This window comes from Acinetobacter sp. SH20PTE14 (genome assembly GCF_021391555.1).
GTDB lineage: Bacteria > Pseudomonadota > Gammaproteobacteria > Pseudomonadales > Moraxellaceae > Acinetobacter > Acinetobacter amyesii.
Genome location: NZ_CP090067.1, coordinates 1,984,247 through 2,009,708, shown reverse-complemented (window position 1 = coordinate 2,009,708; position 25,462 = coordinate 1,984,247). Strand labels below are relative to the sequence as shown.

The following is a 25,462-nucleotide window of genomic DNA, read 5'->3' as shown; positions in this document are numbered from 1 at the left end:
TCGTTGTCCGTATCGGTTTTTTAGTCTAAATCTCTTAGCAGTTTCTTATAAACGGTTTAGAATTTCTTTTCTAAGGTAAACATAAAGCTTGGAATTGCTTCATTGATACGAGATTGGTATAGCGCGCCAGAACTTTGTTCTTTTAACACTTCTTTATAATCTGAGCTGAGAATATTACGTGCATTCACCGATGCAGACCAATTTTGATCAAAGCGTTTAGTAAAACTCACATCCATATTGACGCGTTCATTGCTGGTGCGATTGTACGGTTCGTTACTCAGCGCACGTGTATATTCAGGGGTATAATTGAGGTTCACACTTGTTGCAATACGCCACGGTTGATAGTTATAAGATAAACCAGCACTTGCGGTATAAGGTGCAACATCACTTGCCAAACGGTCAGAGCCGTCAGTTTCTTCAATTTTTGCACGTACAGTTGAAAGTTGAGCATTCAACATAAATGAATGGCCATTCTCCGTTTGCTTCAGTGCATAGCGTCCAGAAATTTCCACACCATAGGTGGTTGCACTGTCTTGGTTATAAGGACGTTCGACAAAACGGCAATCGGTATTTCCTGTTTCACAACGACCGCCTGTAGCATTTTCTGACAGGATCGATTTTTCGATATAGTCATTAATTTCTCGATAATAGGCAGTGATATTTACACCGCCAGCAGGGGTGTTATAGCCTAAGGTTGTTTCGTAAGCATTAATAGTTTCAGGTCTTAGGTCAGGATTACCACCACGATCAGGGTTGTTTAGTGTCCCTGCATCACTATCTGTAGAAACTGAAACCGTCGGCATCAATTGATTGCTACGTGGGTTTTTAAAAGCCTGACTCAAATTGGTTTGAAGTGACCATTGGTCATTAAAGTCAAAACGGTGTGCTAATACAGGACTTAAATGCTGATCTTGATAATCCACTAAACCTGAACGATCAATCCACTCTTGGCGTACACCTAGAGTTAAGGTTTGGCGCGGCGTATATTTCCAACTTCCTTCAACATAAGCAGCATACAATTGTTCATCCAAGGTCTCTGCAATATTGCTTTCAAGTTCATTGCTACGTAGATCAGTACCAAATTTTATTTGGCGTTTTGAGTCGAACTTGCGGACACCGTCGTAGCCTAAGCCATATTCATTAATTTGTTCATCAATATATGATTGAGAATTTCTATACTCTGTTAATTCCGTTTCATTTTGCTGTTCGATTGATAAGCGAATTTTGTCGGAATTGCCTTGGTCTTTACGCTCATATCGTGTGTTGAGTCGAATACTGTCATTTTTATCTTTTTGGACTTGGGAGCCACTTGTGCCTTCGCTTTCATTGTTGCGATAAAACATTTCAGCGACCAGTTTTTGTTGATCATCAAGTTGATATTCAACACGTGGGGTGAGCATTTGCGACGCACGATTGGTGATGCGTTTTTGAGTTTTCGTCCCTGTTGCATCTTGTGTGCGGGTGAGCGTATCTGAATCATTCCACATTTGGCTCCCAGATAAACTATAGATCCACGGGTCTGAACGACCATCCATTTGAAAGTTTAAATTGGTGCGTTCTTCTTCACGTGTATTTGACTTTGTTAGGCCATAACCAGCTCGTACAGATCCACTCAAACGCGTGCCATTCAATGGTTCTTTTAAAATAATATTAATGACTGCAGATGAAGCAACCGAGCCTTGAGCGACGCTCGGTTGTTTGGTGATTTCAAGGCGTTCGATCATTTCGGGCGTAATGCTATCAACAACTGACATGCCACCACGAGGACCACCTTGTACAGGTTCACTATTGATTAAGAAAACGGGTGCACCACCACCACGGAAACGCATGCCGCCAGCACCTGCACCACCACGTGGACCACCGCCAGCACCGGGGAGTTGAAATCCTGCAGCACGACGCAGCGCATCATTGATGGACTGATCGCCAAATTTCAACATTTCATCACGGCTTATAATAGTTTTTGCGACAGCACTGATATCTGGGTCTTTGGGCTTAGTGCTTGCTGTTGGAATTTCAAATGTTAAAGCTTCCATTTGCTGAACTGCTGCAGATTCTTGCGGATTTTGAACAGTATCTGCGGCCCAAATTGATGTTGATATTGTAAGTAATGCGTAACTTAAGCTGGTCAGTTTGAGTGTGGTGTGCGCGCCGTGCATTATTTGGTTGTCCAAATGTAATTTTGGCAAAGAATAACGGAAAATTATGGGGAAAAATTGAGGAAAATAGCCGAGATGAACATTTCGTTAGATTATTTTTAACAGGTAGGCGAAAGGTCATATTGCAATAGGGAAGTTTAAATGGTTGGAAGATAATTCAGGCCTATTAACTTCGCTACAATATAATAAATCACTGATGTGACGCAGTTACATCAGAAGCGTACTTTGCTTCAAATAGTAAAGATACGCGGTAATGTCATCTGCAATTGTTTGAGATGGGAAGACTTCTCTTCAAAAATGTTTTTGTAATACTTTGAATAATTTAACAGTAGTGAATGAGTTTTGTCAGTGAAGCCATTGCACCGAAAAATACTTTCCTTGCGAAGCTTCGCATCTCATTTTGCCGAATGAGAAACAACGTTTCGTAAGCGTACCTCCAGCCGAAAGCTAATCCCTGTATTCAATCCCTGAATGTAAGACTTCGTCGAATAGATTTAAATATTATTTTAAAAATGTGAAATGGCTTTCATGTGCATAACATGAGTAAATAAATCTAAAAATAAGCCGTTGAAGAAAAATTTAGACATAAAAAAACCCTCATCTTTCGATGAGGGTTTTTCGTATTTTGGAGCGGGAAAGGAGACTCGAACTCCCGACCCCAACCTTGGCAAGGTTATGCTCTACCAACTGAGCTATTCCCGCAATGAGGTGAATTATAGAGAATTTCACACAACTGTCAACTCTCTATGCTTCTGTTTGCTCAATTAATCAGCACGGCGCCAAATAGTACCTTGACGAGTATCTTCAAGGACAACACCTTGATCTAACAAAGATTGACGAATTTCATCTGCTTTGGCAAATTCTTTGGCCTTTTTCGCATCTTTACGTTGTTGAATTAAATCTTCAATCTGTTCTTCTGATAAGCCTAATGCTTCCTGACCGATATCAGATTTCAGGAAATCATCAACATTGTGTTGCACCAAACCTAAAATATTGGTCAAGTGACGCAATGTCGAATAATACACAGCCGCTTGTTCAGCATTTTCATCTTTTACGGCACGGTTCAATTCTTTGTTGACTTCAAACAATACCGCAATTGCTTCTGCGGTGTTGAAATCATCACGCATAGCGGTATTAAAGCGCTCAACTAAAGCATCATCCAAAGTTTCTACGGTTTTTTCACCATAGACTTGCTGATAAGCTTTAAATGAATGATAGAAACGGGAAAGGGTATTTTTCGCTTCTTTTAAAGCAGTGTCAGAGAAGTTTACTGGGCTACGGTAATGTGATGACACAATAAAGAAGCGAATCACTTCAGGGTGGAATTTATCCATCACATCACGAATAGTGAAGAAGTTACCTAAAGACTTCGACATTTTTTCGCCATCGACATTAATAAAGCCGACATGCATCCAGTAATTAACATACTGTTCGCCAGTAGATGCCTCAGATTGCGCAATTTCATTTTCATGATGCGGGAAAGTTAAGTCTGAACCGCCACCATGAATATCAAAATGGTTACCTAAGCAGCAGGTCGACATCGCTGAACATTCAATATGCCAGCCCGGACGGCCATTGCCCCAAGGCGAAGCCCAAGAAGGTTCATTTTCTTTGGCATGTTTCCAAAGCACGAAGTCAAAAGGATGTTTCTTTTCTACTTCTACATCAACGCGTTCAGAAGCACCAGCCTGCATATCGTCAAGTTTACGACCCGAAAGACGACCATATTTGGCAAACTTTTCAACTTCAAAATAAACATCGCCATTTGCAGATGGATATGCTGTACCTTTGTTAACCAAGCTACCAATCATATTCTGCATTTGATCGATATAGTCTGTTGCACGTGGTGCTTCATCAGGTGCTGCACAACCTAAATTGGCAGCATCTTCGTTCATGGCCTTTATAAAACGGTCGGTTAAAGCAGTAATGCTTTCGCCATTTTCATTGGCACGGGCAATGATCTTATCGTCAATATCGGTAATGTTTCGAACGTATTTAACGCTCCAGCCCTGACTGCGCAGGAAACGGATAATATAGTCAAATGCAACCATAACTCGAGCATGACCAATATGACAGTAGTCATACACAGTCATTCCACAGACATACATGTCGATATGTCCTTCTTTGCGAGGTACGAATTCTACTTTTTTACGTTGCTCTGAGTTATATAGAACAAAAGGTTGCATAGGTCTTCAAATTGTTTCTACCAAAAGATGGCTCATCTTAACCTAAGCATTTTTTTTCATAAAGTTAAAACCCAAAAAAGCAGATATTTTTTAATGCTTGATGTAATTGTACTGCTGGAAAAAGAAGTTGAAGGCTCATTTGATTCGGGCTGAATTTCATTTGAGAGTTGAATTCAATTTATCTGTTCCTAAGATAAAAAAGAAGAAATGCATCTTTTCTGCATAATTCATGAATTCTTATACATTTGGAAACGTGCTATTTGCATAGATATGATAAAATTGTGAAAATTTTTTATTTTGAAAGTGAGAGCGCACCTCTCACGGCTTAAGGTATAACAACTTTGAATCCACCAAATATGCCGAATCAAGTCGATTTTCAGAAAGTCGCATTAGAAACTTTGCGTATTGAAGAGCATGCTTTACAAGTATTAGCGACGCAAATAGATGATCGTTTTAGCCAAGCCTGCGAAATCATTTTACAGTGCAAAGGGCGTTTAGTGATTACTGGTATGGGCAAATCGGGTCATATCGGTCGTAAAATGGCCGCTACGTTTGCCTCGACAGGTACGCCATCTTTCTTCATGCATCCGGGTGAAGCTGGACATGGTGATTTGGGCATGTTGGTTAAAGGTGATGTGCTCATTGCAATTTCAAACTCAGGTAAGAGTGATGAAATTATGATGCTGATGCCATTGATCAAACATTTGGGCATTCCTCTTATTACCATGAGTGGTGACAATAAAGGCCCAATGCCACAAAATGCCGATGTCGCATTGACCTTGGGTAATATTCAAGAAGCATGCCCTTTGGGTCTAGCTCCGACCTCAAGTACCACTGCAACATTAGCCTTAGGTGATGCCCTTGCAGTTGCATTATTGGATGCACGTGGTTTTACCTCAGATGATTTTGCACGCTCTCATCCTGCGGGAGCATTGGGTAAACGTTTGTTATTGCATGTAAAACATCTAATGCATACAGGTGAAGACTTACCCAAAGTGTCGCCAGAGACACCAATGAATAAAGTTCTCTACGAAATTTCAAATAAACGTTTGGGACTCACCACGATTGTCGATGAAAACGATACCTTATTGGGTATCTTTACCGACGGTGACTTACGTCGTTTGATTGATAAACAGCAAGGCTTTGATGTGAATATGAAAGTCTCAGAAGTGATGATTAAAAATCCTTTGACCATTTCACAAGAAGAACGCGCGGTACATGCTTTAGAACGTATGAACGAAAAGAAAATTACACAATTTGTAGTTGTTGATGATGTCAATAAAGTGATTGGGATTATCAGCATGCATGATTTGATTCAGGCTGGGGTAAATTAAGAAAATGGCATCGTATGTATTGCTAGAACAAGCGCGTCACATAGAAGCACTGGTACTGGATGTTGATGGAATTTTAAGTGATGGATTTGTAACATTGACCAATAGCGGCGATGAAATCAAATCTTTTGATATTCGTGATGGCTTAGGCATGAAGTTAGTGCAAAAAGCAGGTATCAAAGTCATCATTATTACTGGCCGTAAAAGTAATATCGTTGAAAAACGCATGTCTGACTTAGGTGTGGATTTGGTGTTTCAAGGTCGTGAAGACAAAGGCGTTGCTTTGACAGAAGCCTGCGCACAGTTCGGTATTGATCCTTCAGATTGCCTATATATGGGTGATGACTGGCCCGATCTTTCAGCCTTTGCTATTGCAGGGATGAAAGTGACCGTGCCGAATGGACATTTAGAAGTACGTCGCCGTGCAGATCTTGTCACTCAGGCGATGGGTGGACGTGGTGCTGTTCGTGAAATTTGCGATATGCTTTTAGTCTCTAAAGGTGTATACCAGGAACTACTTGAAAAATATGCAAGTGCACCTTATTAATAAATTGATGCAGTCATTGGATTGAATCTCCGCTTATGGATACTAAAGTTTTATACGTGACAGCTGTGGTCATTGCTGCAGTAAGCGGTGGTTTTTACTATTTCGGTGGAAAGGGTAATAAGCTTCAGGCGGACTCTTCGAAAAGTATGACTTACTCAGCTGAAAACATTAACCTGACGCAGACTGATGAGCAGGGAAAATTGCATATTCGTGCGCAAGTCGATCGACTTGAGCAGGATTTGCAAAAGCAAACTTCTCATTTGGTCAACCTGAAAGCATCGACCTATCAAGATGGTGCTGTCGATGCCACGTTCTTTGCCAAACAAGCCAATGGTATGGATGATAACCAAAAAGTCGTACTGAGTGACAATGTGGTTGCAACGAAATTGATGCGTGAAGGGCAAATGGAGTTTCGTACTGAGGAACTAACTGCTTTTCCAAAAAAGCGTGAAATAGAAACGGACAAGACTGTAACGGTGATTTCACCACAAGCCGAATTTGTCAGCCAAGGTTTAAAAGCAAATTTAAACGACGGTCAATACGAATTTTTTAATATTCGAGGAAAGTATGAACCATAATTTTAATCGAAAAACTGCAAAAACTTTCCTAAAACGTACAGCGCTACTCGGTTCACTGGCGTTATGTTCAGTTGCAGCTTTTGCTTTGCCTTCAGATCGTAATCAACCGATTTCATTGGTTGCCGATCGTGCAACGTTTAATGAAAAAACCGGGATTACGACGTATACCGGTAATGTCATCATTGAACAGGGTTCAATGAAGCTGCAGGCAAACTCAATCGTTGCGAACTTAAACAGCAAAAAAGAGATCAGTACGATTACAGCAACGGGCGGACCAGCACATTTCCAACAAAAAACTGATCCTGCCAAAGGCTTTGCAAAAGGCCAAGCTCAGAAGATCGTCTACAATGCTGAAACGGGTATTATCACCATGACGGGTGGTGCTTTGTTACAACAAGATGGTGCAAGTATTCGTGGTAATAGCTTGAAATACAGTATGAATAAAGGTGACATCGTTGCTGAGGGTACACCAAATAAATCTGGATCTTCTTCGGGTCGTGTTCAAATCGTGATTCCACCGTCAAGCACTAAGTCCTTCCCAGGAGCACGTGATTAATGGAGCAGACCTCGCAAGTTCAAACTTTATGTATTAAACATTTAGCCAAAAACTATAGTAAGCGTTGGGTGGTAAAGGATGTGTCCTTTAGCATGCAAAGTGGTCAAATTGTGGGTTTACTTGGTCCAAATGGTGCAGGTAAAACTACAAGTTTCTATATGGTTGTTGGCCTAGTGCGTATGGATAAAGGTGAGATTCATTTAGATGATCTTGATTTGTCTGACTTGGCAATGCATGAGCGCGCACGTAAAGGTATTGGTTATCTACCTCAAGAAGCATCTATTTTTAGAAAATTAACGATTTCTGAAAATATCATGTCGATTTTAGAAACCCGTAAAGATCTAAATAAGCAACAACGTCAGCAACGTCTAACGGAATTGCTTGCTGACTTTAAAATCACACACATCAAAGATTCTCTTGGTATGAGTGTGTCGGGTGGTGAGCGTCGTCGTGCGGAAATCGCACGTGCTTTAGCTGCAGACCCTAAATTTATGTTGCTCGATGAACCTTTTGCAGGGGTCGATCCTATTTCAGTGGGTGATATTAAAGACATTATCCGAACATTGAAAGATCGTGGTATTGGTGTATTAATTACCGACCATAATGTGCGAGAAACCCTTGCGATTTGTGAGCATGCCTATATCGTGAGCGAAGGTTCAGTGATTGCAGAAGGTACTCCAGAAGAAGTCCTTGCGGATGAAACTGTACGTAAAGTTTATCTTGGTGATGATTTTACCGTTTAATTGAATAAAATAAGAAATTTCCCGTTGAATGGCGCTAGTTTCATTCAGCGGGTTTATGTTATTGTCTGAAATGACAAAAACTGAGCGATTAATCTAAAAAATTAACAAGAATTCAGTATACTTTAAACTAAAAATACGACCTGCAAAAATCATGCGATTACGAAAGATGAATGGTCCAGAAGTTGGGCGTCCGCGTAAAAATAAGTGCAATTTCTTTTGTATATTATTATTACCCTTTTCCATTGGTTCAGTGTATGCAGCAGATACCGGCACTGCACAAAGTACCATTCAAAAGACATTAGATAAGATTTTTTTACCTAATAAGCCGAAACCTTCTGCCGAAAAAATTAACATCACAGAACTCAGTAAATATAATTTAGATACCTCACGTGTCCAAGAAATGCCAGCCGTTGCTTATGGTCGAACGCAACAAGGCAGCTATAATCCAAACACAGTAGCGAAGAATCTAAGTTTTATTGATGCGATACATATCGCCGTCCAAAGACGTCCAGAAATCACACAAAGTATTGCTACAGTCGCATCGCAAAACGCCAATATTGACCTTGCGAATGCTGCATATTATCCCCAAATTTCAGGTGGATTGAGCACCGCAGATCTGACAAAAGGCGAGCGTGGACGTCAGTTGGTGTCTTTAAATGCGACGCAGATGCTATATGACTTTGGTAAAACCAAAAGTGCAGTAGGCATTGAAGAAGCAAAAATGTTACAAGAGCAGGCCAATGTGCTTGTAAATTTAGATGAAGTTTCTTTTGATGTTGCAAATGCAATTATCAACATTAAACGATATCAAGAAGTGGCTAAAATTGCGCAGCAGCAAATTGCCGGTGTGAGTCGGATTGCTGAGATTGCTAACTTACGTGCAACCGCAGGGATCAGTAGTCAAGCAGACCCTATTCAAGCCAAGTCAAATTTAGAAGCTGCGGAATCAAATTTAATTGTGCAAGAAACTCAACTTCGACAGTACCAACAGCGACTTCGTACCTTGTTAGGTTTTGATGTAAGTCAGATCAATTGGGTGATACCCGATCGCATCTTAACAGCAGCGGCTTTATATGAGGATCCGGACTTCAAGATGATTCCGAGCATGATGAAAGCACAGGCTGGGGTTGAAATTGCCAAATTGCAAAAGCAACAGTCAAAATTAAGTGCTTATCCAACCCTCAATGTCAAAGGCAGTCTGAGTCAGGCGGTGAATGGCCGTAATCCAAATAATGATGAAGATGATGGTTTATATAATTCAATCATGTTGGAAGCCACCAGTAATTTTTACCAAGGTGGGGCAATTGCAGCGCAAACACGTGCCGCTAGCTATGCAGAAGAAGCAGCAAAAGCACAAGTAAATACAGTCTATTTGGATGTGATTGATCAAGTCCGAATGATTCGAGAACAAATCGAAAATAAAAAGCGTCAAATGTCGATATTGGTGCAGCGTCGTGAAACAACTGTAAGAACTAAAGAACTGTATCAAGAACAATATAAATTAGGAACTCGAACGGTTGTCGATCTACTGAATGCAGAGCAAGCCATACATAGTGCCGCACAAGAAATTGTGACATCACAATATGATATCTACTCAGCACTTGCGCAGTACATCCAAGTGACAGGACGTTCACGAAATATTTATGAACTTAATAATATATCTATTCAGGGGTTTGAAGTTCAGCCATGAGTAATACAATAAATTATCAACCGTGGCTACAAGCGGTTATGAATATTGCAAAGCATTATCGAATTGAACCCTCTGAAGAACGTATACGGTTGCAGTTGGATTGGGATCAACACAAAAATGCCGATGAACTGGTCGCAGTGATGGCACGCCAAATTGGATTAAGTGTTCGTAAAAACAAATACGACATAAATCTACTTAATCCATGGCGCTTACCTGTATTGGTCGAGTTCATCAGTGGTGAAGTGGGTGTGGTAGAACGCATCGACGTAGACGGCAATGCCAGTGTTCAACTAAGCGGTGATGAAGGCCTATCTCAAGTCTTCTCTATTGAGCGATTGAGCCATGGTGTTCGCAATATTTATATTCTGCGTCCAGAGTCATCTGTACCCGATGCACGTGTCGATGAATACATCAAACCGTTTGAAAAAAATTGGTTCTGGTCGATTGTTTTAAAAGACTGGAAGCGTTATATCGACATTATGTTTGCATCATTAATGGCGAATATTTTGGCCCTTGCCACCATTTTGTTCTCAATGAACGTGTACGACCGTGTCATTCCATCTCAATCTGTGCCAACCTTATGGGTACTTGCAGGTGGGGTATTAATTGCAGCGATATTTGAGTTTGCACTACGTGTTTCACGAATTTATTTATCGGATATTATTGGTAAACGTGCCGATTTGAAAATTTCCGATCGTGTATTTGGTCATGCATTAAGAATTAAAAATAGCGAACGCTCAAAATCTACAGGTACTTTTATTTCACAGATTCGTGAATTAGAAGGGGTGCGCGAGATGGTCACCTCGACGACTGTTACCGCGATTGCCGATTTACCGTTTTTCTTCTTGTTCCTGTTCATCTTCTGGTTAATTGGCGGCAATCTATTCTGGGTCATGCTGTTGGTTGTTCCTTTGATGATTATTCCAGGGATTTTGGCGCAAAAACCATTGGCTAAACTTGCACAAATGGGTATGCGCGAGTCTTCGATTCGTAATGCCTTATTGGTTGAATCTGTGCAAGGCATGGAAGATATCAAATTACTTCGTGCGGAATCACGCTTCCAAAACCAATGGAACCACATGAATGAAGTATCTGCTGATGTCAGCATGCGTCAACGTAAAATCGTGGGCTTAATGTCGGCATGGACACAAAAAATTCAGGGTCTAACATTTGCAATCGTTGTACTCGTCGGCTGTTTTGCTGTGATGAAAGGTGAAATGACCACAGGTGCTTTGGTGGCTTGTTCGATTTTGTCCTCACGAATGTTGGCACCAATTTCTGCACTGGCTGGGGTATTAGGTCGTTTACAACAGGCTAAAGTGGCGAAAGCAGGTCTTGATGAACTCATGAAGAAACCTGTCGATCAACCGGATTATTCTCACCTTATTCATCGACCATCAATTAATGGTCATTATGAACTCAATGGTGTGTCATTTAAGTATGGTGAAGATGATCCACGTCCAAGTCTTTTAATTCCAAAACTGGAAATTAAGGCTGGAGAAAAAATCGCAATTTTGGGCCGTAACGGTGCTGGTAAGTCGACGCTACTCCAATTGTTATCGGGTATGCAAACGCCAGTACAAGGCAAAGTTAAATTAGATGGGATTGAGCTGTCTTTAATTGACCCCGCAGATGTACGCCGTGATATGGGGCTATTGAACCAAAATTCACAGTTATTTTATGGTACGATTCGTGAAAACTTGACCTTGGGCGCTCCGCTGGCGACTGATGAACAATTGATTGAAGTACTGAAAATTACGGGTGCAATTCACTTTGTTCAAGAGAAAAAAGAAGGGCTAGACCATATCATTTTAGAAGGTGGTGTAGGCTTCTCTGGCGGTCAACGCCAAGCTTTGTTGCTTGCACGCTTATTGATTCGTCAACCCAATATTTTATTGCTTGATGAACCTACAGCAGCCATTGATGACGTATCTGAGAAGCAGTTGATCGATCATTTAAAAGGTTATTTACAAAACCGAACTATGGTGGTGGCAACACATCGCCGTGCGGTACTTGAGTTGGTTGACCGCATTATTGTGGTGAATGAAGGTAAAATTGTCATGGATGGGCCTCGTGATCAAATTCTGAATCAGAATGCTCAGAAAAAAGTAGCTGGGGCTTAAATCATGAGAGAAAATAAACAAGAAATACAACGCTCGACCAAAGTCAGCTTTAAAGAGCCACCATTACCGAAATCGAGTTTAATCATTTGGATTATTACGATTGGTCTGGCAATCCTTTTAGTTTGGGCTTGGTTGTTTAAATTAGAAGAAGTCTCTACAGGGACAGGTAAAGTGATTCCATCTTCGAAAGAACAAATTGTTCAGTCGCTTGAGGGAGGTATTTTAACCAAGTTGAATGTGAAGGAAGGTCAAATTGTTGAACAAGGTCAAGTCCTTGCGCAACTCGATCCAACACGCTTCGCATCAAATGTTGGTGAAACCGAGTCTTTACTTGTGGCATCACGTGCGACAGCAGCACGTTTACGTGCAGAAGTGAATGGTACACCATTAACCTTTCCTGAAGATGTTCAAAAGATTCCAGCTTTAGTGAAGGAAGAAACAGCTTTATATCATTCACGTCGTGCAAACTTGGAAGAATCTGTTGCCGGCTTAAAACAGGCATTGGTGTTAGTTCAACAAGAATTGGCCATGACTGAACCGCTCGTTGCTAAAGGGGCAGCAAGTGAAGTTGAAGTACTTCGTTTAAAGCGTTCAGCGAATGACTTACAAAATCAGTTAAATGATGTCCGTAACCAATATTTGGTAAAATCACGGGAAGAATTGTCGAAAGCCAATACTGATATTGAATCACAGCAACAAGTGGTGAAAGGCAAATCAGATACACTCAGCCGTACCGTTTTTAAATCTCCAGTTCGTGGTGTGGTCAAAGAGATTGATGTGATGACATTGGGCGGTGTGATTCCGCAAAATGGTAAATTGATGACCATTGTACCTTTGGATGAACAGCTTTTGGTAGAAGCACGTATTTCACCGCGAGATATTGCTTTTATTCGTCCGGGTCAAGAAGCCTTAGTGAAAATTACGGCATATGACTATTCGATCTATGGTGGTCTAAAAGGTAAAGTGACCGTCATTTCACCAGATACTTTACGTGATGAAGTGAAACAAGATCAGTTCTATTATCGTGTTTATATCCGTACAGATAGTGATAAATTAAGCAATAAAGAAGGTAAAAGTTTTAGTATCACTCCGGGTATGGTGGCGACAGTTGATATCCGTACCGGCTCGAAAACTGTACTTGAGTACTTAATCAAGCCATTCAATAAAGCAAAAGAAGCACTTCGCGAACGTTAATAGCGCAGTGCCAATCAAGCCTCCAGCATTGGGGGCTTTTTTGTGGATGTAAGTCTTTCAAAAAACGCTATAATATCCTTTGATACAGGATCTAAAGACGTTATGCCATTTACACTCGCCGCACAGTTTGAATATGAAGAAAACATTAAAAAAAGTCGTTTTCAAGCCATCGCAGTTCCTGTGGAAAATGAACAAGCCGTTAAAGAATTTCTCGAAGCCCATAAAGATATCTCAACAACACATCAGTGTTGGGCATGGAAAATTGGACATACCGTACGTTTTAATGATGATGGTGAGCCTTCAGGCACAGCAGGTCGGCCCATTCTAGCAACCATAGAAGGGAATGACCTAACCAACGTGTTGGTCTTGGTTAATCGTTGGTATGGCGGAATTAAGCTCGGGACAGGGGGATTGGTACGTGCCTATGGTGGCTGTGCAGGTCAATGCCTTTTACAAGCTGAAAAAATTGAACTAATTGAGAAGAAAAAAGTGCAATTTAGTTGTCAGTTTAATGAATGGGCAATTTTCCAATACGAACTCAATCAGCAGCAAATTGAATTTCAGGAAGACTATACAGCGCAGGGCGTAAATGTACTTGCATCATTGCAAATTCATCAAATCCAACCGCTACAGTTAAAGATTCAAGATGTAACTCGCGGACGTGAACAATTGCATATCGTTGAGGCTGCTGAAGATGAATGAACAAGATCCATTATTGAAATATCGAGAGCAACATAAGCATCGTCTGAATTATATGCCTTGGTTGTATTGGTCACTCAAACCGAAAAATCGTGGTTGGGCCGAAGCTTGGCAACAGGAATATCAAGACTATCTCAAATCGATGGAAACTGTTGAAATTGGTGAAAACTGTTTTATATCGCCATTGGCTCATATTTTTGCCGAACCGGGACGTAAGATTGTCATTGGAGATAACAGCTTTATTGCGGCGGATTGCACCCTGCATGGCCCAATAGAAATTGGCAATGAAGTGGCGATCAATCATCACTGTATTTTAGATGGTGGGCGCGTGGGCATCAAAATTCACAATCAAGTCCGTATGGCGGCGTATTGCCATTTATATGCTTTTGATCATGGAATGGATGTCAATCAACCGATCTATCAGCAAGCTGTACGATCACAAGGGATTGAGATAGAACGTGATGTTTGGCTAGGTGCGCATGTTGGAATCAAGGATGGCATTCACATTGCTGAGCAGGCTGTAGTCGGTATGAACAGTATGGTGACGAAAAATGTCGAAGCGCGTGCAATCATTGCTGGAAATCCTGCAAAATTCATTCGATATCGTGAATAAATAATCGCCAAATACGTCATAAATATTTTTTATGCTTACACAATTGCATGCACAGTGAAACAGAGTTGTGATAAGTTAAAAATAACAAACAACATTTTATAGCCAAGCAATAATAAAACGAGGGCTAATCATGAAACGAGTTATCGCCTGTATCGACTCTTCTCCATGCATTAATGCACTAGCTGATGCTGCTGCTTGGGTTGCTAAACAAACTCACCGTGAGTTGGTTTTACTGCAAATACTTGATTACTATCCGGCAAGTTATCACTTAGGTGAAATCAGTGGCGTGATTGGATTTGAAAGTAATGCCATGCTCTTAAAAGAACTCGCGGAGTTAGAACAAAAACAAAGTGATTTAGCGTTAGATTATAGTAATAACTTGCTCAAACACATTTCTGAAATGATCCAAGATAAGCATGGGATTCAAACCACCCATATTCAGGAAAAGGGTGACTTCTTAGAGCAAAGTTTTAATATTTTGCAAGATGACGATATTGTTTTAATTGGTCGCGTTGGTGAACGTTCAGCAGAGCGTAATAAGCCGCTGGGTAGTAATGTTGAAAACTTTATTCGTGGTGCAAGGTGTACAGTTATGACCGTAGGACCAACGTTTAAACCACCGACTCGCTTTATTTTTGCCTATGAATATTCGCCTAAATGCGTTGAGTTAATGAAGCGTGTGGCACAAAGTGATCTACTCAAACTCTTACAATGTCATTTAGTTTATGTTGGAGATCACCCACAAATCTTGGATGATCCAAAAAATTATTTAACCAATGCCGGTCTCGATGTGGTGACAGAATACCGTTATGGCGATGTTTCGGAAAATATTCTGGACTATCAACAAGAGCATGGCATTCAGTTAATCGTACTTGGCGCTTTTAGCCACAGTAAAATCCATCAGTTCTTCTTGGGCAGTATCACTACCAGTATTTTCAGAAATTCCAGTGTTCCATTGTTGGTTGTAAAATAAGTTGAGCAAACGAACAGAGTTGATTTAATAGACGGACAATTACGAGTAAATAAATAATAAGTTGTTGATTTAAAAATAATCAGAGTTATCCTCAAAAATTGTGGATAACTCTGTGTGTAGTATTTGTAAGTAATTGTTTTTAAAATAAAATATTATATTGATTGTTTTTTATACCTTTATTCGAGGTGTTTAAAAAACACCTCGATTGAAATTATTTAACGATTGCAATTGCAAAACCGTCATGACCTTTGCAACCAACAGTTTGAAGTGCTGTGCAAGATAAAATTTTCGGATGATTTTGCATGGCTTTGAACATATCACGGATACCTTCAATGCTTGGTTTGTGGTTTTCAGCATTTAGAATCTCACCTGCACGAATTACATTGTCTAAAACAATCACTGTACCTGAATGAGATAAATTTAAGCTTAATTCTAAATATTCAGGGTAGCTCTGTTTGTCTGCATCGACAAAAATAAAGTCAAAAGCTTCGGTATCTTCAGGAAGGGCACGTAAAATATCTGCCGCACGACCACATTTCAGTTCTATCGTTTGTGCAAGCTTTGCATTATCAATATTTTCTTGACCGAGGGCAGCATGTGTATCACGACCTTCAATGGTCAGAATGTAACCATCATTAGGTAAGGCACGTGCTAACCACATGGTGCTATAGGCTGCAAAAGTTCCAAGTTCTAAAACGCGTTTACACTTGTTCATTTGGATTAACATTTGAAGCAGCATGCCTTGATTAGCCGCTACAGCAAGATGATCAGGAAAGCCACGTTCATCCGTATGTTGAAGTGTTTGGGTCAATATTGGATCTTCAGGAATTAAATGTGAATCGATGTAAGCATCAATGTCTGTCCACATTTGTTGCATGTTGTCGCACCTCGTGATTGATGCAAGCATTTTAAACCTTTCCACCAACATCGCAATTTATTGTTCTATATTTGAATATTTTATGTACAAAAAAGACCTACGAAAAGGTCTTGCTATGACGATGTAATGTTTTAGTAATTACACATTGATGAGCGACTTGAGTGATCAGGCCCCCAAGTACGGTAGCCTTGAGTATCAATATGAATTTGTCCGCTGGCATATAAACCTAATCCCATATTGAGACTCTGCCCGTGTTGTGACCAAAATTGGCATAAACGGAACTTGGTATTTTCAATATAACTGTAGTCTTCGGGCTGCGGGTACGCAGGTCCAATACGGAAATCAATCGCCGAGTTATATAGGTGACGAGATGAACTTGCACCACCGGCACATTGGTTCAAAGGCAAATCACGATAAACCGAAGTCACTTCAAAGTCCGTTAAGATATTGGCCGCAACTAAATATTTAAAGACACGTAAGGTTGCAATTTGGTTTTGCCATAATTCACGGTTAGGCACCATAAATTCTGAGCGACCACATTTTTGCCAATCACGTGCAGTACGCATCAGCTCAAATGAAGGGATGATATTGCCTACACCATTTTTCTCTAAAAAGACTTCATAGTCTCGAACGCGACGTAAATTATCAACAGATGCGACCCATGAGTTGTATGCATAAGGCACCACTTTAGGCGGGGCTTGTCTGATGGTCGTCACTTTTTCTTGAGGTATGTAAATACGTTTACCGTCGGGAGTTGTAATAGTGTGACCTTGTTTTTGTGGTGTAGTTGTACAACCAATGAAAACAAGAGGGAATATTGCAACGGACAATAATCCCTTGAGTAAATGCTTCATTATAGAAATCAATTATTTATAAACTCGTTCTATTTTAATCCAATTTGATTGAGAAAATTTGAATAATTTGCAATGAAATGTGTGCTTTAAGTATAAAAAAAGATCAGCATGTGCTGATCTTTTCATGAAAGCGTAAAATTACTTTTCAAGATATTGTAATTTATCAGCTTTACCGTTCCATTCTTCACGGTCGGCAGGTTGATCACCAATTTGAGTGATGTTCGGCCATTTTTGAGAAAGTTCAGTATTAAGTTCGATAAATACTTCTTGACCTTCAGGTAACTCATCTTCAGAGAAAATCGCGTTAGCTGGACACTCAGGTTCACATAGCGCACAGTCGATACATTCATCTGGATTAATAACAAGGAAGTTTGGACCTTCATAGAAACAGTCAACAGGGCAAACTTCTACGCAGTCTTGATATTTACATTTAATACAGTTTTCAGTGACAACAAAGGTCATGGCGACAGCTACCTAAAAAATATGGTTCTAATAAACTAATGGTGTATTTTAGGCAAAAAATAGGGTAACTAACAATTCCTTTTATTGATAATTATTATATGCAGTGCTGTTAAAATCACTAAAAACTGAACAATTTATGTAAATTTCACAATAAATGAGAATCATACTCAAAAAACTGATTAAATTACATCTGTTTATCGAACAATATTTTTATGTGCATTTTAAGCATGAAATATTTTAAAACATAATTTTTTTTATCAATTTATTGCTGAATAGCCGCAGTGGTAGATAGCAAACATTCACTAATTTACGCGTTTGAATGGTGTCAATGCAAAGAACACCTTTATAGGTGCTCTTTGCGTTTCTTATCTATCGTTTCTGCTTAATTAGATCTTAAGTAAATCTTTCAAGGCGTAAAGTTGTTGTAGTGCTTCACGTGGACTTAAGTTATCGACATCTAAATCTGCTAAGGCATCAAGTACGGGCGATGTTTTTTCAACTTCAACCACGCGTTCGATGACTTCTGGCTCTGCTAGTGCAGAGAATAAATCGGTTTGTACAGCCGTATTGAGTTGCTGCTTTTGCTGAGTTTCTAAAATGCGAAGGCGATTTTGTGCTTCTTTGATCACTGCCGCAGGAATACCTGCAAGCTTTGCCACCTGTAGACCATGACTTTGACTCGCCGGGCCTTGTTGAACTTTATGCAGTAAGATCAGGTTGCCATTTAGCTCACGAGCAGTCACATGATAGTTATCGATATTAGCGTCTTTGCCTAACTCGGTGAGTTCAAAATAATGCGTTGCAAATAGGCATAAACATTTAATACGACGCGTGAGATCGAGTACACATGCCCACGCCAAAGATAAGCCGTCATAGGTACTCGTACCACGCCCAACTTCATCCATCAGTACCAGTGATTGATTGGTTGCATGATGAAGAATCTGAGAGGTTTCAGTCATTTCCACCATGAAGGTTGATTTGCCTGTAGACAAGTCGTCGGCAGATCCAATACGGGTAAATATCCGGTCGATAGGCCCTAAAATGGCAGATTGGGCAGGGACAAAGCTACCACAGTAGGCTAATAAGCTGATTAAGGCAGTTTGGCGCATAAAGGTCGATTTACCGCCCATATTTGGCCCTGTGATAATCGCCATACGGTGATTAAAGTCCAAACTGGTATCATTTGGGGTAAATGCCGATTTGCTCACAGATTCCACAACAGGGTGACGTCCGGCTTTGATTTTGATCCCAACTTCAGGGCTATATTCCGGACGTGACCAATTGCGTAATCGAGCTTGATGGGCAAAATTAGCCAGTAAATCAATTTGCGCTATAGCGGCGCTCATCATTTGTAAGTTGCCAATATCTGCACGTAATTCATCGAGTAATAGTTCAAAAAGCATTTTTTCGCGCGCTAATGCACGTGACTCACTCGAAAGCACCTTATCTTCAAAGGATTTCAGCTCAGGGGTAATGTAGCGTTCAGCATTTTTAAGGGTTTGGCGGCGAATATAATGATCAGGTGCTTGCTCAGCTTGTGCGCGTGTTAGTTCAATATAGTAGCCACTGACACGGTTATAGCCAATTTTTAAGGTTGCAATGCCGGTTTGTTCACGTTCTTTGATTTCTAGATCGATGAGGAATTGTCCCGCATGGTCACGAATTTTCCGCAGTTCATCAAGTTCAGTGTCGAAACCCTCGGCAATCACATTTCCATCACGTAAAAGCACTGGCGGGTTTTCTACGATGGCAGACATAAGACGCTCATGTAAGCCGTGAAAATCACCCATTTCATCATTTAACTGAGCGATCAGCTTAGATTGGTGTGACTGAATGATCGGTTCAAGTGCATGTCGAAGATAGGGAATTTGTGCACAAGTTTGACGTAACTGAACAAGGTCTCGTGGACGAGCACTGCCGAGAGCTACACGAGATAGCACACGTTCAATATCACCAATTTCTTTGAGAACTAAGCGGATCGGAGACTCATGATAGCCTTGCAGCATCGCTTGTGATGCATCTAAACGTGCATCCAATAAAGCGGTATCTCGTAAAGGCTGCATTAAGGTACGACTTAATAGACGGCCACCCATCGCAGTTTGGCAATCATTGATTAGTTGGAACAGGGAAGTACCATGTTCAAATAGGGGATCAAGCAGTTCTAAGTTACGACGAGTGACGGGGTCGAGCGCCACAAAATCACTACTTTGTTCGAGTTGAATGCTGCGGATATGTGGTAAAGCAGTTTTTTGAGTCACTTTTGCATAGTGAATCAAAGCCGCTGCGGCAGCTTTCGCCAAAGGTAAATGGTCAATACCAAAACCTGAAAGTGTGGCAACTGCAAATTGGTCACACAGCGTTTTTTGCGCGTTATTTAAATTGAAGTCGACGTTTGGACGTTTAGTGACAGGGCAGTCTAATTGACGTTTAATTTGCTCGACAATATTCGGATCAATAAGATCTTCATCAATCAAAATTTCGCTCGGCATTAAACGTGAAAGTTCGATTGCTAATTGTTCCAGCTGATAGTCCATTTGCTGAACTTTGAAAATACCTGCACTGAGGTCTAGTAAAGCAATCCCGATCTGATTTTGTTGTAAGCAGATCGCGACTAAATTTGAACTTTGATGAGAGGCAATTAGTGCATCATCCGTTAATGTCCCCGGTGTAATGATACGAACAATGCCGCGCTCAACCGGCCCTTTGCCAGTTACCTCACCAATTTGTTCGCAGATCACCACCGTTTCCCCTTTTTTTACAAGGCGGGCTAAATAGCCTTCAGCTGCATGGTATGGGACACCCGCCATAGGAATAGGCTCACCATTGGCTTTACCACGATGTGTTAGTGTAATTCCTAAAAGTTTTGCTGCCTTATGCGCATCTTCAAAAAAGAGCTCATAAAAATCACCCATCCGATAAAACATCAGTGAATGCGGATTTTGCATTTTGACTGACATGTACTGTTGCATCATCGGGGTCAGGGTTGAAAGGTCAACTTTGGAATTATCAGCTTGCATGAAACGAAATACCTTAAAATAAAAATTTGTGCGCTGCTAAACGAAAAACACTGTTTTGATGAAAATTGGATTTAGAAAAAGTCCTTATATTTATTTTGTCTCTTCATTCAAAACCACAGGTGTACGTTAACAAATCGTGTTGCTGATTCTAGCAAAAAAAGTGACAGGAAAATGCCAGAAAAGGTTTGTCTGCATGTAAAAAAAGCAGTCAAAATATTATTTATAAACGCTAAAAAGTCTGTGTGTAAATTCAACAATGGATAAATTCACAAAGCGATAGACTGACTCAAACATCTAGCTGCGCTTCAGCCTGAGCTAATCGATATTGGTTGCGACCGCTGCCTTTAGCAAGGTAAATCGCTTGATCGGCAGCCAATATAAATTTTTGAATTTGATCAGATTCAGATGGAATGATCGTTGCCGTGCCGATGCTAATCGTTACAAATTTGGAAATATGGCTGGCTGGATGTGGAAGTTCAAGTGATTGAATACGGTGTAATAAATCTGCTGCCAAAGGTGCAATCTCAGCTTCAGTTAACATCGGAAAGAGGAGTAAAAACTCTTCGCCACCATAGCGCGGCTAACTCACCACTTCGATTGGTGATTTGAGATAAAACCTCTGCAATTTGGGTCAGGCAGATATCACCCGCCTGATGTCCTAAATGATCATTTTAATTTTCAAAAAATCGATATCGATCACCATGATGCTTAAAGGCTTTTGATGGCGTAGGGCATAATGCCATAGCTGTTCTAAAGCTCCTTATAACGGACGACGGTTTGCTAGCCCAGTCAGTGGGTCATGCTCTGTCATTTTTTTCAATTGTTCAGATTGCTTTTGCATCTCATTTTGATGCAGTTCAATAATACAATTTTGTAAGAAGTTTTCACGGTGTTGACGGTCAATTACATAGGCAATCGCCATACCCAGAAAGCTACTATAGGTATAGGTACGATTTAAGAACGTCCAGTCAATTTGAAAATCAAAAGCTTTAGTAATGATGTATCCAATCAAGCCACCGCACCAACCCGCAACCACGGCAGTATAAAAACGCATACCAACAAAGGCATAGATGATGACCACGGCATACATCATGGCAGCATGTAATAGCGCATCATTGTGATAATTACCAATCATAGTAATGATGATAAATGTGATCGCAACAGCGCACATCGAACCTAGACAAGTATAAGCATCAAAATAAGGGTTTAAACGCGGAATAAAAGATAAAACCCATGCACTCAGAATGATAATCCCCACCCAAATGTACAGAGAAATCCATAAAACTGCGTCATGACCCGCAGGGATCACTTGATAAATCCCCGAACATAACAGGGCATACAGGAGAAAAATAATGATCCCGCGAAAACGAAATTCTTTCGCCGCTTCATCACGGTAGAGCGGCTGATAAATGGATTCTAAATTTGGCGTAAAATAAACTTTATTTAATCGAGTTTTGATTAAACCCTCAATTTCATCCCGATGAAGTAACTTTGAGCCTTTTAATTTCATAATTCGATATGCTCATAAAAAATTTAGGATATGTGCACAACTTTTTTGTCTATATTTAACCCGTATTTATCTCTAATATAAGATTTGTATAAAATTTAACAAGTGATTTTTAGTTTTAAAATGATTAAAAAATAAAGGCTTATATAATAATTATGTGAATATTGGCATATTCAAGTAAATGCAGAAATGAAAAAAACCGATCCTGAGATCGGTTTTAAAATATGTAGATCAAATTAAATGCTGTATTGGATTATGGTTTATAGAGGCCAAGTTCAATCAAATGCAATCGTAGTATACGGCGCAGTTCGAGTACAGCTTCTGGGGTTTCTTGAATTGAATGACCACCTTTAATGATCTTTTCTGAAACAGCACCCTCTAGATGAGCACTAGTGTATGGTACAATATCATCCGTCATAATATTTTTATCTTGACTGTTGGTGTTATTTCCCATAATTGAATGAAACTTCAAACCCTTACGCGGCTGAATATCTTCAGTGAGCGCAATAAATTTAGATTGATGGCTTAAGTCACTTGGTCCATTTTGGATTAAGCCATGGTCGATTTCACGGAATAAATCTTTCAGGTCTTCTTCTTGGGTTAAGACATCACCCATGGCCGATAAGAAAGCGCCTGGAAGTTTAATGATTTTTCGAGCAGCTTTGGTAAACCAGCGATCTGCATATTCAGTCCCACGATGAGGTGCAGCCAAGAAAATCGCACGGCTGAAATTTGGAATATCGTCAATTACCATACGCTGCTTCACGACTGGAATATTTCGGTACTGATTTAATTGACGTGAATTCATCATTTTCAAAGCTGCTTGCGTGGTATCGGCTTGGCTGACCAGTAGTCGTGCAATAATGCCGCCCATACTATGACCGACTAGAACAGCATCTTTTTTAGCTGCGGCATTGGCGTCTACTTTGCTAAAGGTCTGAGTCAAAATGGAATAAATTTGGAAGCGGCTTTCAATAATCGGCATATTCGTTGAATAGAAGACTTGCCACACTTGATAATGTTCACGTAGCACTGAATCGCCCATAATATCGTTAGTCAGACGAATCCATGCTTCAGGGCTGCTAGCAAGGCCATGTACCAAGACGATAACTTTCTTGTCAGGATTATATGGTTCAAGCATGTAGAGATGCGGCATCGTCAGTTTTTCATCTCGGTCAATCAGTGATAAATAAGCTGCCTTACCCAAGTTATTTTGTGCTAACCAAAGACCATATGGAGCAGAAAAATTGGCAGCAAGCGCATAGTTTTTATTGGCAATATTGACCTGTTCATATTTATACGGATCGTAAGCTTTAATTTGAAACTCATGTTGATTCAAAATTTGATCAACTGTAGTTGTAGCGCTTAGTGGTTCAGCCGTTAAGGTTGCAGCTAAATAGCGCGCTTGATGGATATTAGGATTTGAACCAGACGGATATTTAAAATCAATCGGGTTGATAATATATTTTGCTTTGCCTGTTTCAATCGTATGTTCTTCGGGTAAAACTACAAGAAATTCGGAGCCAAAACCATCTCGTCGGGTAATTGAACGTAAACCTGAGAAGTTAAGGTTATAGGTTGACATCAATTGTTCAATTTTACGATTTTTGAGTTCAGGATAGTGGCTGAAGTCAATATGATAGGTGGTTTGTCCGACTTTGATCTGTTGGGTGACTTCTTGCGGTTTATAACGTAGCGCATAGCTGCTGACCAGTTTGGCAATCCCTTGATTATAGAAATCTCGGATTTGAACTTGGCGGTTATCAAAAATACGGTCAGCAGGCGCACGTTTGGTTTTAAACATATAGGCATAGCTATAGCGGATACTTTTATCCAGTAGCGTCAGCTGTTGATCTAAACATTTGTTATAAGTGTCTTGTTCAATTTTTTGTTTTTCTTCTGATTTGTGGCTACTGAGAAGACCTAATTTACAGGCTGAAGAAGACTCATATTCGATGGCTTTGGCTAAATATAATTCACTTGCCGTAGACAATAATTGTTCATCTTGAATTTGAGGGATCTGTTGTAGTTCATCAACACAGGCTTTCGGGTCTTCTATACACGCTTTGGCTTCACGACCTGTCATCGACAAGACATTTAAACTGGCTTCGCTGAGTTTGTTTCGAGAAATAATACTTTCACGTTCATTGGCAATAGAAACGTTGAGTTTTTGGTTTTTGACACTGACGACCTGACATCCACTCAGTACGCTGGTACTCATGATTCCAAGGAGCAGTATTGTTTTAGTATTTAGCTGCATAAAGGGGTCGCACATTGGGTTGAATATTTTCAAATCATACGATAATTGTCAGGATTTTCAATTCGCCTTAAATGAAAAAAGACCGTTAAAACGGTCTTTTTTCAAAAGAATTTTCTAAATCGTTACAATTAAGATGTAGCTTTAGGTGGATTTAGAACTTGCCAAACATTCCAACGGCCTTGCTTTTCAATTTCTTGAATTAAGCGGTCAGCGACTTCGCCTTCTTGTGGGTATTTCACTTTATAGTTCTTTAAAACCTGAATGGCGTTCTTTTTTTGTTCCATCGCAATGTAGTTATTTGCTGCAGAAAGATACGCTTCTTGAACACCCGCTTTCATCGCTTTGTCTAGGTATGGAATCGCTTCACGTTGACCGCCACCTTCAGATAAACCGAAACCGAACCAGAAATTTGCTTCAGCATCATCTTGGTTGATTTTTAAAATACGCTGTGCATAAGTTAATGATTTAGTGGTGTATACAGAACCTAAGTCGAGGTTACGTGCCATCACACTGGCTTTAAATGCACGAACTAAAACATCAAAAGAAGCGTTATCTTTAGATGCAAGGGTATCTAATTTTTGCGTCACTTCTTTAAGTTTAAGTTCAAACCCTTTACGTTCTTGGCGTTGAACAAAACGAGGTGGATAGTGACGTGCTTTACCTTCAACGAGCTGTAAGAAATCATCAATTTCAGTAATGTCGATTTCATTATCACCCGCTAAAGCAGCAAATTTCATTGAACGTACTTTGCTGTCTACAATTGGAATAATCAGACGGTTTTCTTCAAGTGTCAGTTGTTTAGATGGGTCGGTCGGGCTAGTTACCACCATCTTAGTCACAGGCTGTGCTGCAGCTTTTTGTAAATTTAATTCAAAAGGAGGTGGTGCATCGTAGTTAAATGGGTTGAGTGCGTAGAACGGTGGAGTCAGTTCAGGCTCTACAAAAATCATGGCATCTTTAGGAGCATTATTTTTAGTTGGGGCGCTTCCACAAGCGGCAAGGGTTAAAGCAATACAAGCAACTGCCAAGGGCTTAAGCGTCATATGATTCATCCATTAATTTATTTTATACAAAAAAGCATGTTGGTCAGTCTAAA

The 25,462-nt window shown here is 40.2% G+C and carries 19 protein-coding genes, 1 tRNA gene and 1 pseudogene; 11 read left to right on the top strand and 10 right to left on the bottom strand.

The window, feature by feature from the left end; all coding sequences use genetic code 11:
- Positions 1 to 56 precede the first annotated feature (56 nt).
- From LXF01_RS09950 to cysS, 3 genes are all read right to left on the bottom strand, one after another.
- Entirely contained in the window at positions 57 to 2,156 is a 2,100-nt protein-coding gene (locus tag LXF01_RS09950; RefSeq protein WP_233944249.1) for a TonB-dependent receptor plug domain-containing protein, read from the bottom strand.
- Positions 2,157 to 2,782: 626 nt separating this feature from the next.
- Positions 2,783 to 2,858: transfer RNA gene (locus LXF01_RS09945), tRNA-Gly, on the bottom strand.
- A 62-nt stretch (positions 2,859 to 2,920) separates the two neighbouring features.
- Positions 2,921 to 4,342, bottom strand: a complete 1,422-nt coding sequence (gene cysS, locus LXF01_RS09940) for a cysteine--tRNA ligase (RefSeq protein ID WP_233944248.1) — start codon at positions 4,340 to 4,342, stop codon at positions 2,921 to 2,923.
- A 356-nt stretch (positions 4,343 to 4,698) separates the two neighbouring features.
- Between cysS and LXF01_RS09935 the strand changes: the two genes are divergently transcribed.
- From LXF01_RS09935 to LXF01_RS09885, 11 genes are all read left to right on the top strand, one after another.
- Positions 4,699 to 5,676, top strand: a complete 978-nt coding sequence (locus tag LXF01_RS09935; protein WP_078193567.1) for a KpsF/GutQ family sugar-phosphate isomerase — start codon at positions 4,699 to 4,701, stop codon at positions 5,674 to 5,676.
- A gap of 4 nt (positions 5,677 to 5,680) precedes the next feature.
- Complete coding sequence (locus tag LXF01_RS09930) at positions 5,681 to 6,220, top strand: KdsC family phosphatase (protein ID WP_078188762.1); 540 nt, start codon at positions 5,681 to 5,683, stop codon at positions 6,218 to 6,220.
- A gap of 35 nt (positions 6,221 to 6,255) precedes the next feature.
- On the top strand, positions 6,256 to 6,798 hold the full coding sequence (gene lptC / locus LXF01_RS09925; RefSeq protein ID WP_180027055.1) for an LPS export ABC transporter periplasmic protein LptC: 543 nt from the start codon (positions 6,256 to 6,258) through the stop codon (positions 6,796 to 6,798).
- Positions 6,788 to 7,354, top strand: a complete 567-nt coding sequence (gene lptA, locus LXF01_RS09920; RefSeq protein WP_168377635.1) for a lipopolysaccharide transport periplasmic protein LptA — start codon at positions 6,788 to 6,790, stop codon at positions 7,352 to 7,354. Before lptC ends, lptA begins: the two co-directional genes overlap by 11 nt.
- Positions 7,354 to 8,097: an LPS export ABC transporter ATP-binding protein gene (gene lptB / locus LXF01_RS09915; RefSeq protein WP_078188759.1), complete on the top strand. Its 744-nt coding sequence runs from the start codon at positions 7,354 to 7,356 to the stop codon at positions 8,095 to 8,097. Before lptA ends, lptB begins: the two co-directional genes overlap by 1 nt.
- Before the next feature lie 166 nt (positions 8,098 to 8,263).
- A complete protein-coding gene (locus tag LXF01_RS09910) occupies positions 8,264 to 9,787 on the top strand; it encodes a TolC family protein (RefSeq protein ID WP_180171607.1) in 1,524 nt (507 codons plus the stop codon).
- Positions 9,784 to 11,910: a type I secretion system permease/ATPase gene (locus LXF01_RS09905; RefSeq protein ID WP_233944247.1), complete on the top strand. Its 2,127-nt coding sequence runs from the start codon at positions 9,784 to 9,786 to the stop codon at positions 11,908 to 11,910. Before LXF01_RS09910 ends, LXF01_RS09905 begins: the two co-directional genes overlap by 4 nt.
- Positions 11,911 to 11,913: 3 nt before the next feature.
- Positions 11,914 to 13,104: an HlyD family type I secretion periplasmic adaptor subunit gene (locus LXF01_RS09900; protein ID WP_233944246.1), complete on the top strand. Its 1,191-nt coding sequence runs from the start codon at positions 11,914 to 11,916 to the stop codon at positions 13,102 to 13,104.
- 102 nt (positions 13,105 to 13,206) lie between these two features.
- Positions 13,207 to 13,806 (top strand): IMPACT family protein, encoded by a 600-nt coding sequence (locus LXF01_RS09895; RefSeq protein ID WP_233944245.1) that lies wholly within the window; start codon positions 13,207 to 13,209, stop codon positions 13,804 to 13,806.
- Positions 13,799 to 14,416, top strand: a complete 618-nt coding sequence (locus LXF01_RS09890; RefSeq protein ID WP_180034770.1) for an acyltransferase — start codon at positions 13,799 to 13,801, stop codon at positions 14,414 to 14,416. The genes LXF01_RS09895 and LXF01_RS09890 overlap by 8 nt, the downstream gene beginning before the upstream one ends.
- A gap of 130 nt (positions 14,417 to 14,546) precedes the next feature.
- Positions 14,547 to 15,389, top strand: a complete 843-nt coding sequence (locus LXF01_RS09885; RefSeq protein ID WP_233944244.1) for a universal stress protein — start codon at positions 14,547 to 14,549, stop codon at positions 15,387 to 15,389.
- Positions 15,390 to 15,600: 211 nt separating this feature from the next.
- Here LXF01_RS09885 and LXF01_RS09880 read toward each other — a convergent pair whose 3' ends face one another.
- The 7 genes and pseudogenes from LXF01_RS09880 to LXF01_RS09850 form a co-directional block, all read right to left on the bottom strand.
- Entirely contained in the window at positions 15,601 to 16,266 is a 666-nt protein-coding gene (locus LXF01_RS09880; RefSeq protein WP_233944243.1) for an O-methyltransferase, read from the bottom strand.
- A gap of 131 nt (positions 16,267 to 16,397) precedes the next feature.
- Positions 16,398 to 17,120: a D-Ala-D-Ala carboxypeptidase family metallohydrolase gene (locus LXF01_RS09875; RefSeq protein ID WP_233944242.1), complete on the bottom strand. Its 723-nt coding sequence runs from the start codon at positions 17,118 to 17,120 to the stop codon at positions 16,398 to 16,400.
- 138 nt (positions 17,121 to 17,258) lie between these two features.
- On the bottom strand, positions 17,259 to 17,582 hold the full coding sequence (gene fdxA, locus LXF01_RS09870) for a ferredoxin FdxA (protein ID WP_004651686.1): 324 nt from the start codon (positions 17,580 to 17,582) through the stop codon (positions 17,259 to 17,261).
- A 386-nt stretch (positions 17,583 to 17,968) separates the two neighbouring features.
- Positions 17,969 to 20,599, bottom strand: a complete 2,631-nt coding sequence (mutS, locus tag LXF01_RS09865) for a DNA mismatch repair protein MutS (protein WP_233944241.1) — start codon at positions 20,597 to 20,599, stop codon at positions 17,969 to 17,971.
- A 286-nt stretch (positions 20,600 to 20,885) separates the two neighbouring features.
- Positions 20,886 to 22,109 (bottom strand): annotated as a pseudogene (locus LXF01_RS09860) (GGDEF domain-containing protein).
- A gap of 250 nt (positions 22,110 to 22,359) precedes the next feature.
- Complete coding sequence (locus tag LXF01_RS09855; protein WP_442781337.1) at positions 22,360 to 24,327, bottom strand: esterase/lipase family protein; 1,968 nt, start codon at positions 24,325 to 24,327, stop codon at positions 22,360 to 22,362.
- Positions 24,328 to 24,494: 167 nt separating this feature from the next.
- Positions 24,495 to 25,409, bottom strand: coding sequence for an ABUW_2363 family tetratricopeptide repeat lipoprotein (locus LXF01_RS09850; protein ID WP_168377627.1), 915 nt, complete (start codon positions 25,407 to 25,409; stop codon positions 24,495 to 24,497).
- Positions 25,410 to 25,462 lie beyond the last annotated feature (53 nt).

Coding starts and splice junctions, on each gene's coding strand:
- LXF01_RS09950 (WP_233944249.1), bottom strand. CDS start 2,156: ATGCACGGCGCGCACACCACACTCAAACTGACCAGCTTAAGTTACGCA.
- cysS (WP_233944248.1), bottom strand. CDS start 4,342: ATGCAACCTTTTGTTCTATATAACTCAGAGCAACGTAAAAAAGTAGAA.
- LXF01_RS09935 (WP_078193567.1), top strand. CDS start 4,699: ATGCCGAATCAAGTCGATTTTCAGAAAGTCGCATTAGAAACTTTGCGT.
- LXF01_RS09930 (WP_078188762.1), top strand. CDS start 5,681: ATGGCATCGTATGTATTGCTAGAACAAGCGCGTCACATAGAAGCACTG.
- lptC (WP_180027055.1), top strand. CDS start 6,256: ATGGATACTAAAGTTTTATACGTGACAGCTGTGGTCATTGCTGCAGTA.
- lptA (WP_168377635.1), top strand. CDS start 6,788: ATGAACCATAATTTTAATCGAAAAACTGCAAAAACTTTCCTAAAACGT.
- lptB (WP_078188759.1), top strand. CDS start 7,354: ATGGAGCAGACCTCGCAAGTTCAAACTTTATGTATTAAACATTTAGCC.
- LXF01_RS09910 (WP_180171607.1), top strand. CDS start 8,264: ATGAATGGTCCAGAAGTTGGGCGTCCGCGTAAAAATAAGTGCAATTTC.
- LXF01_RS09905 (WP_233944247.1), top strand. CDS start 9,784: ATGAGTAATACAATAAATTATCAACCGTGGCTACAAGCGGTTATGAAT.
- LXF01_RS09900 (WP_233944246.1), top strand. CDS start 11,914: ATGAGAGAAAATAAACAAGAAATACAACGCTCGACCAAAGTCAGCTTT.
- LXF01_RS09895 (WP_233944245.1), top strand. CDS start 13,207: ATGCCATTTACACTCGCCGCACAGTTTGAATATGAAGAAAACATTAAA.
- LXF01_RS09890 (WP_180034770.1), top strand. CDS start 13,799: ATGAATGAACAAGATCCATTATTGAAATATCGAGAGCAACATAAGCAT.
- LXF01_RS09885 (WP_233944244.1), top strand. CDS start 14,547: ATGAAACGAGTTATCGCCTGTATCGACTCTTCTCCATGCATTAATGCA.
- LXF01_RS09880 (WP_233944243.1), bottom strand. CDS start 16,266: ATGCAACAAATGTGGACAGACATTGATGCTTACATCGATTCACATTTA.
- LXF01_RS09875 (WP_233944242.1), bottom strand. CDS start 17,120: ATGAAGCATTTACTCAAGGGATTATTGTCCGTTGCAATATTCCCTCTT.
- fdxA (WP_004651686.1), bottom strand. CDS start 17,582: ATGACCTTTGTTGTCACTGAAAACTGTATTAAATGTAAATATCAAGAC.
- mutS (WP_233944241.1), bottom strand. CDS start 20,599: ATGCAAGCTGATAATTCCAAAGTTGACCTTTCAACCCTGACCCCGATG.
- LXF01_RS09855 (WP_442781337.1), bottom strand. CDS start 24,327: ATGAGTACCAGCGTACTGAGTGGATGTCAGGTCGTCAGTGTCAAAAAC.
- LXF01_RS09850 (WP_168377627.1), bottom strand. CDS start 25,409: ATGACGCTTAAGCCCTTGGCAGTTGCTTGTATTGCTTTAACCCTTGCC.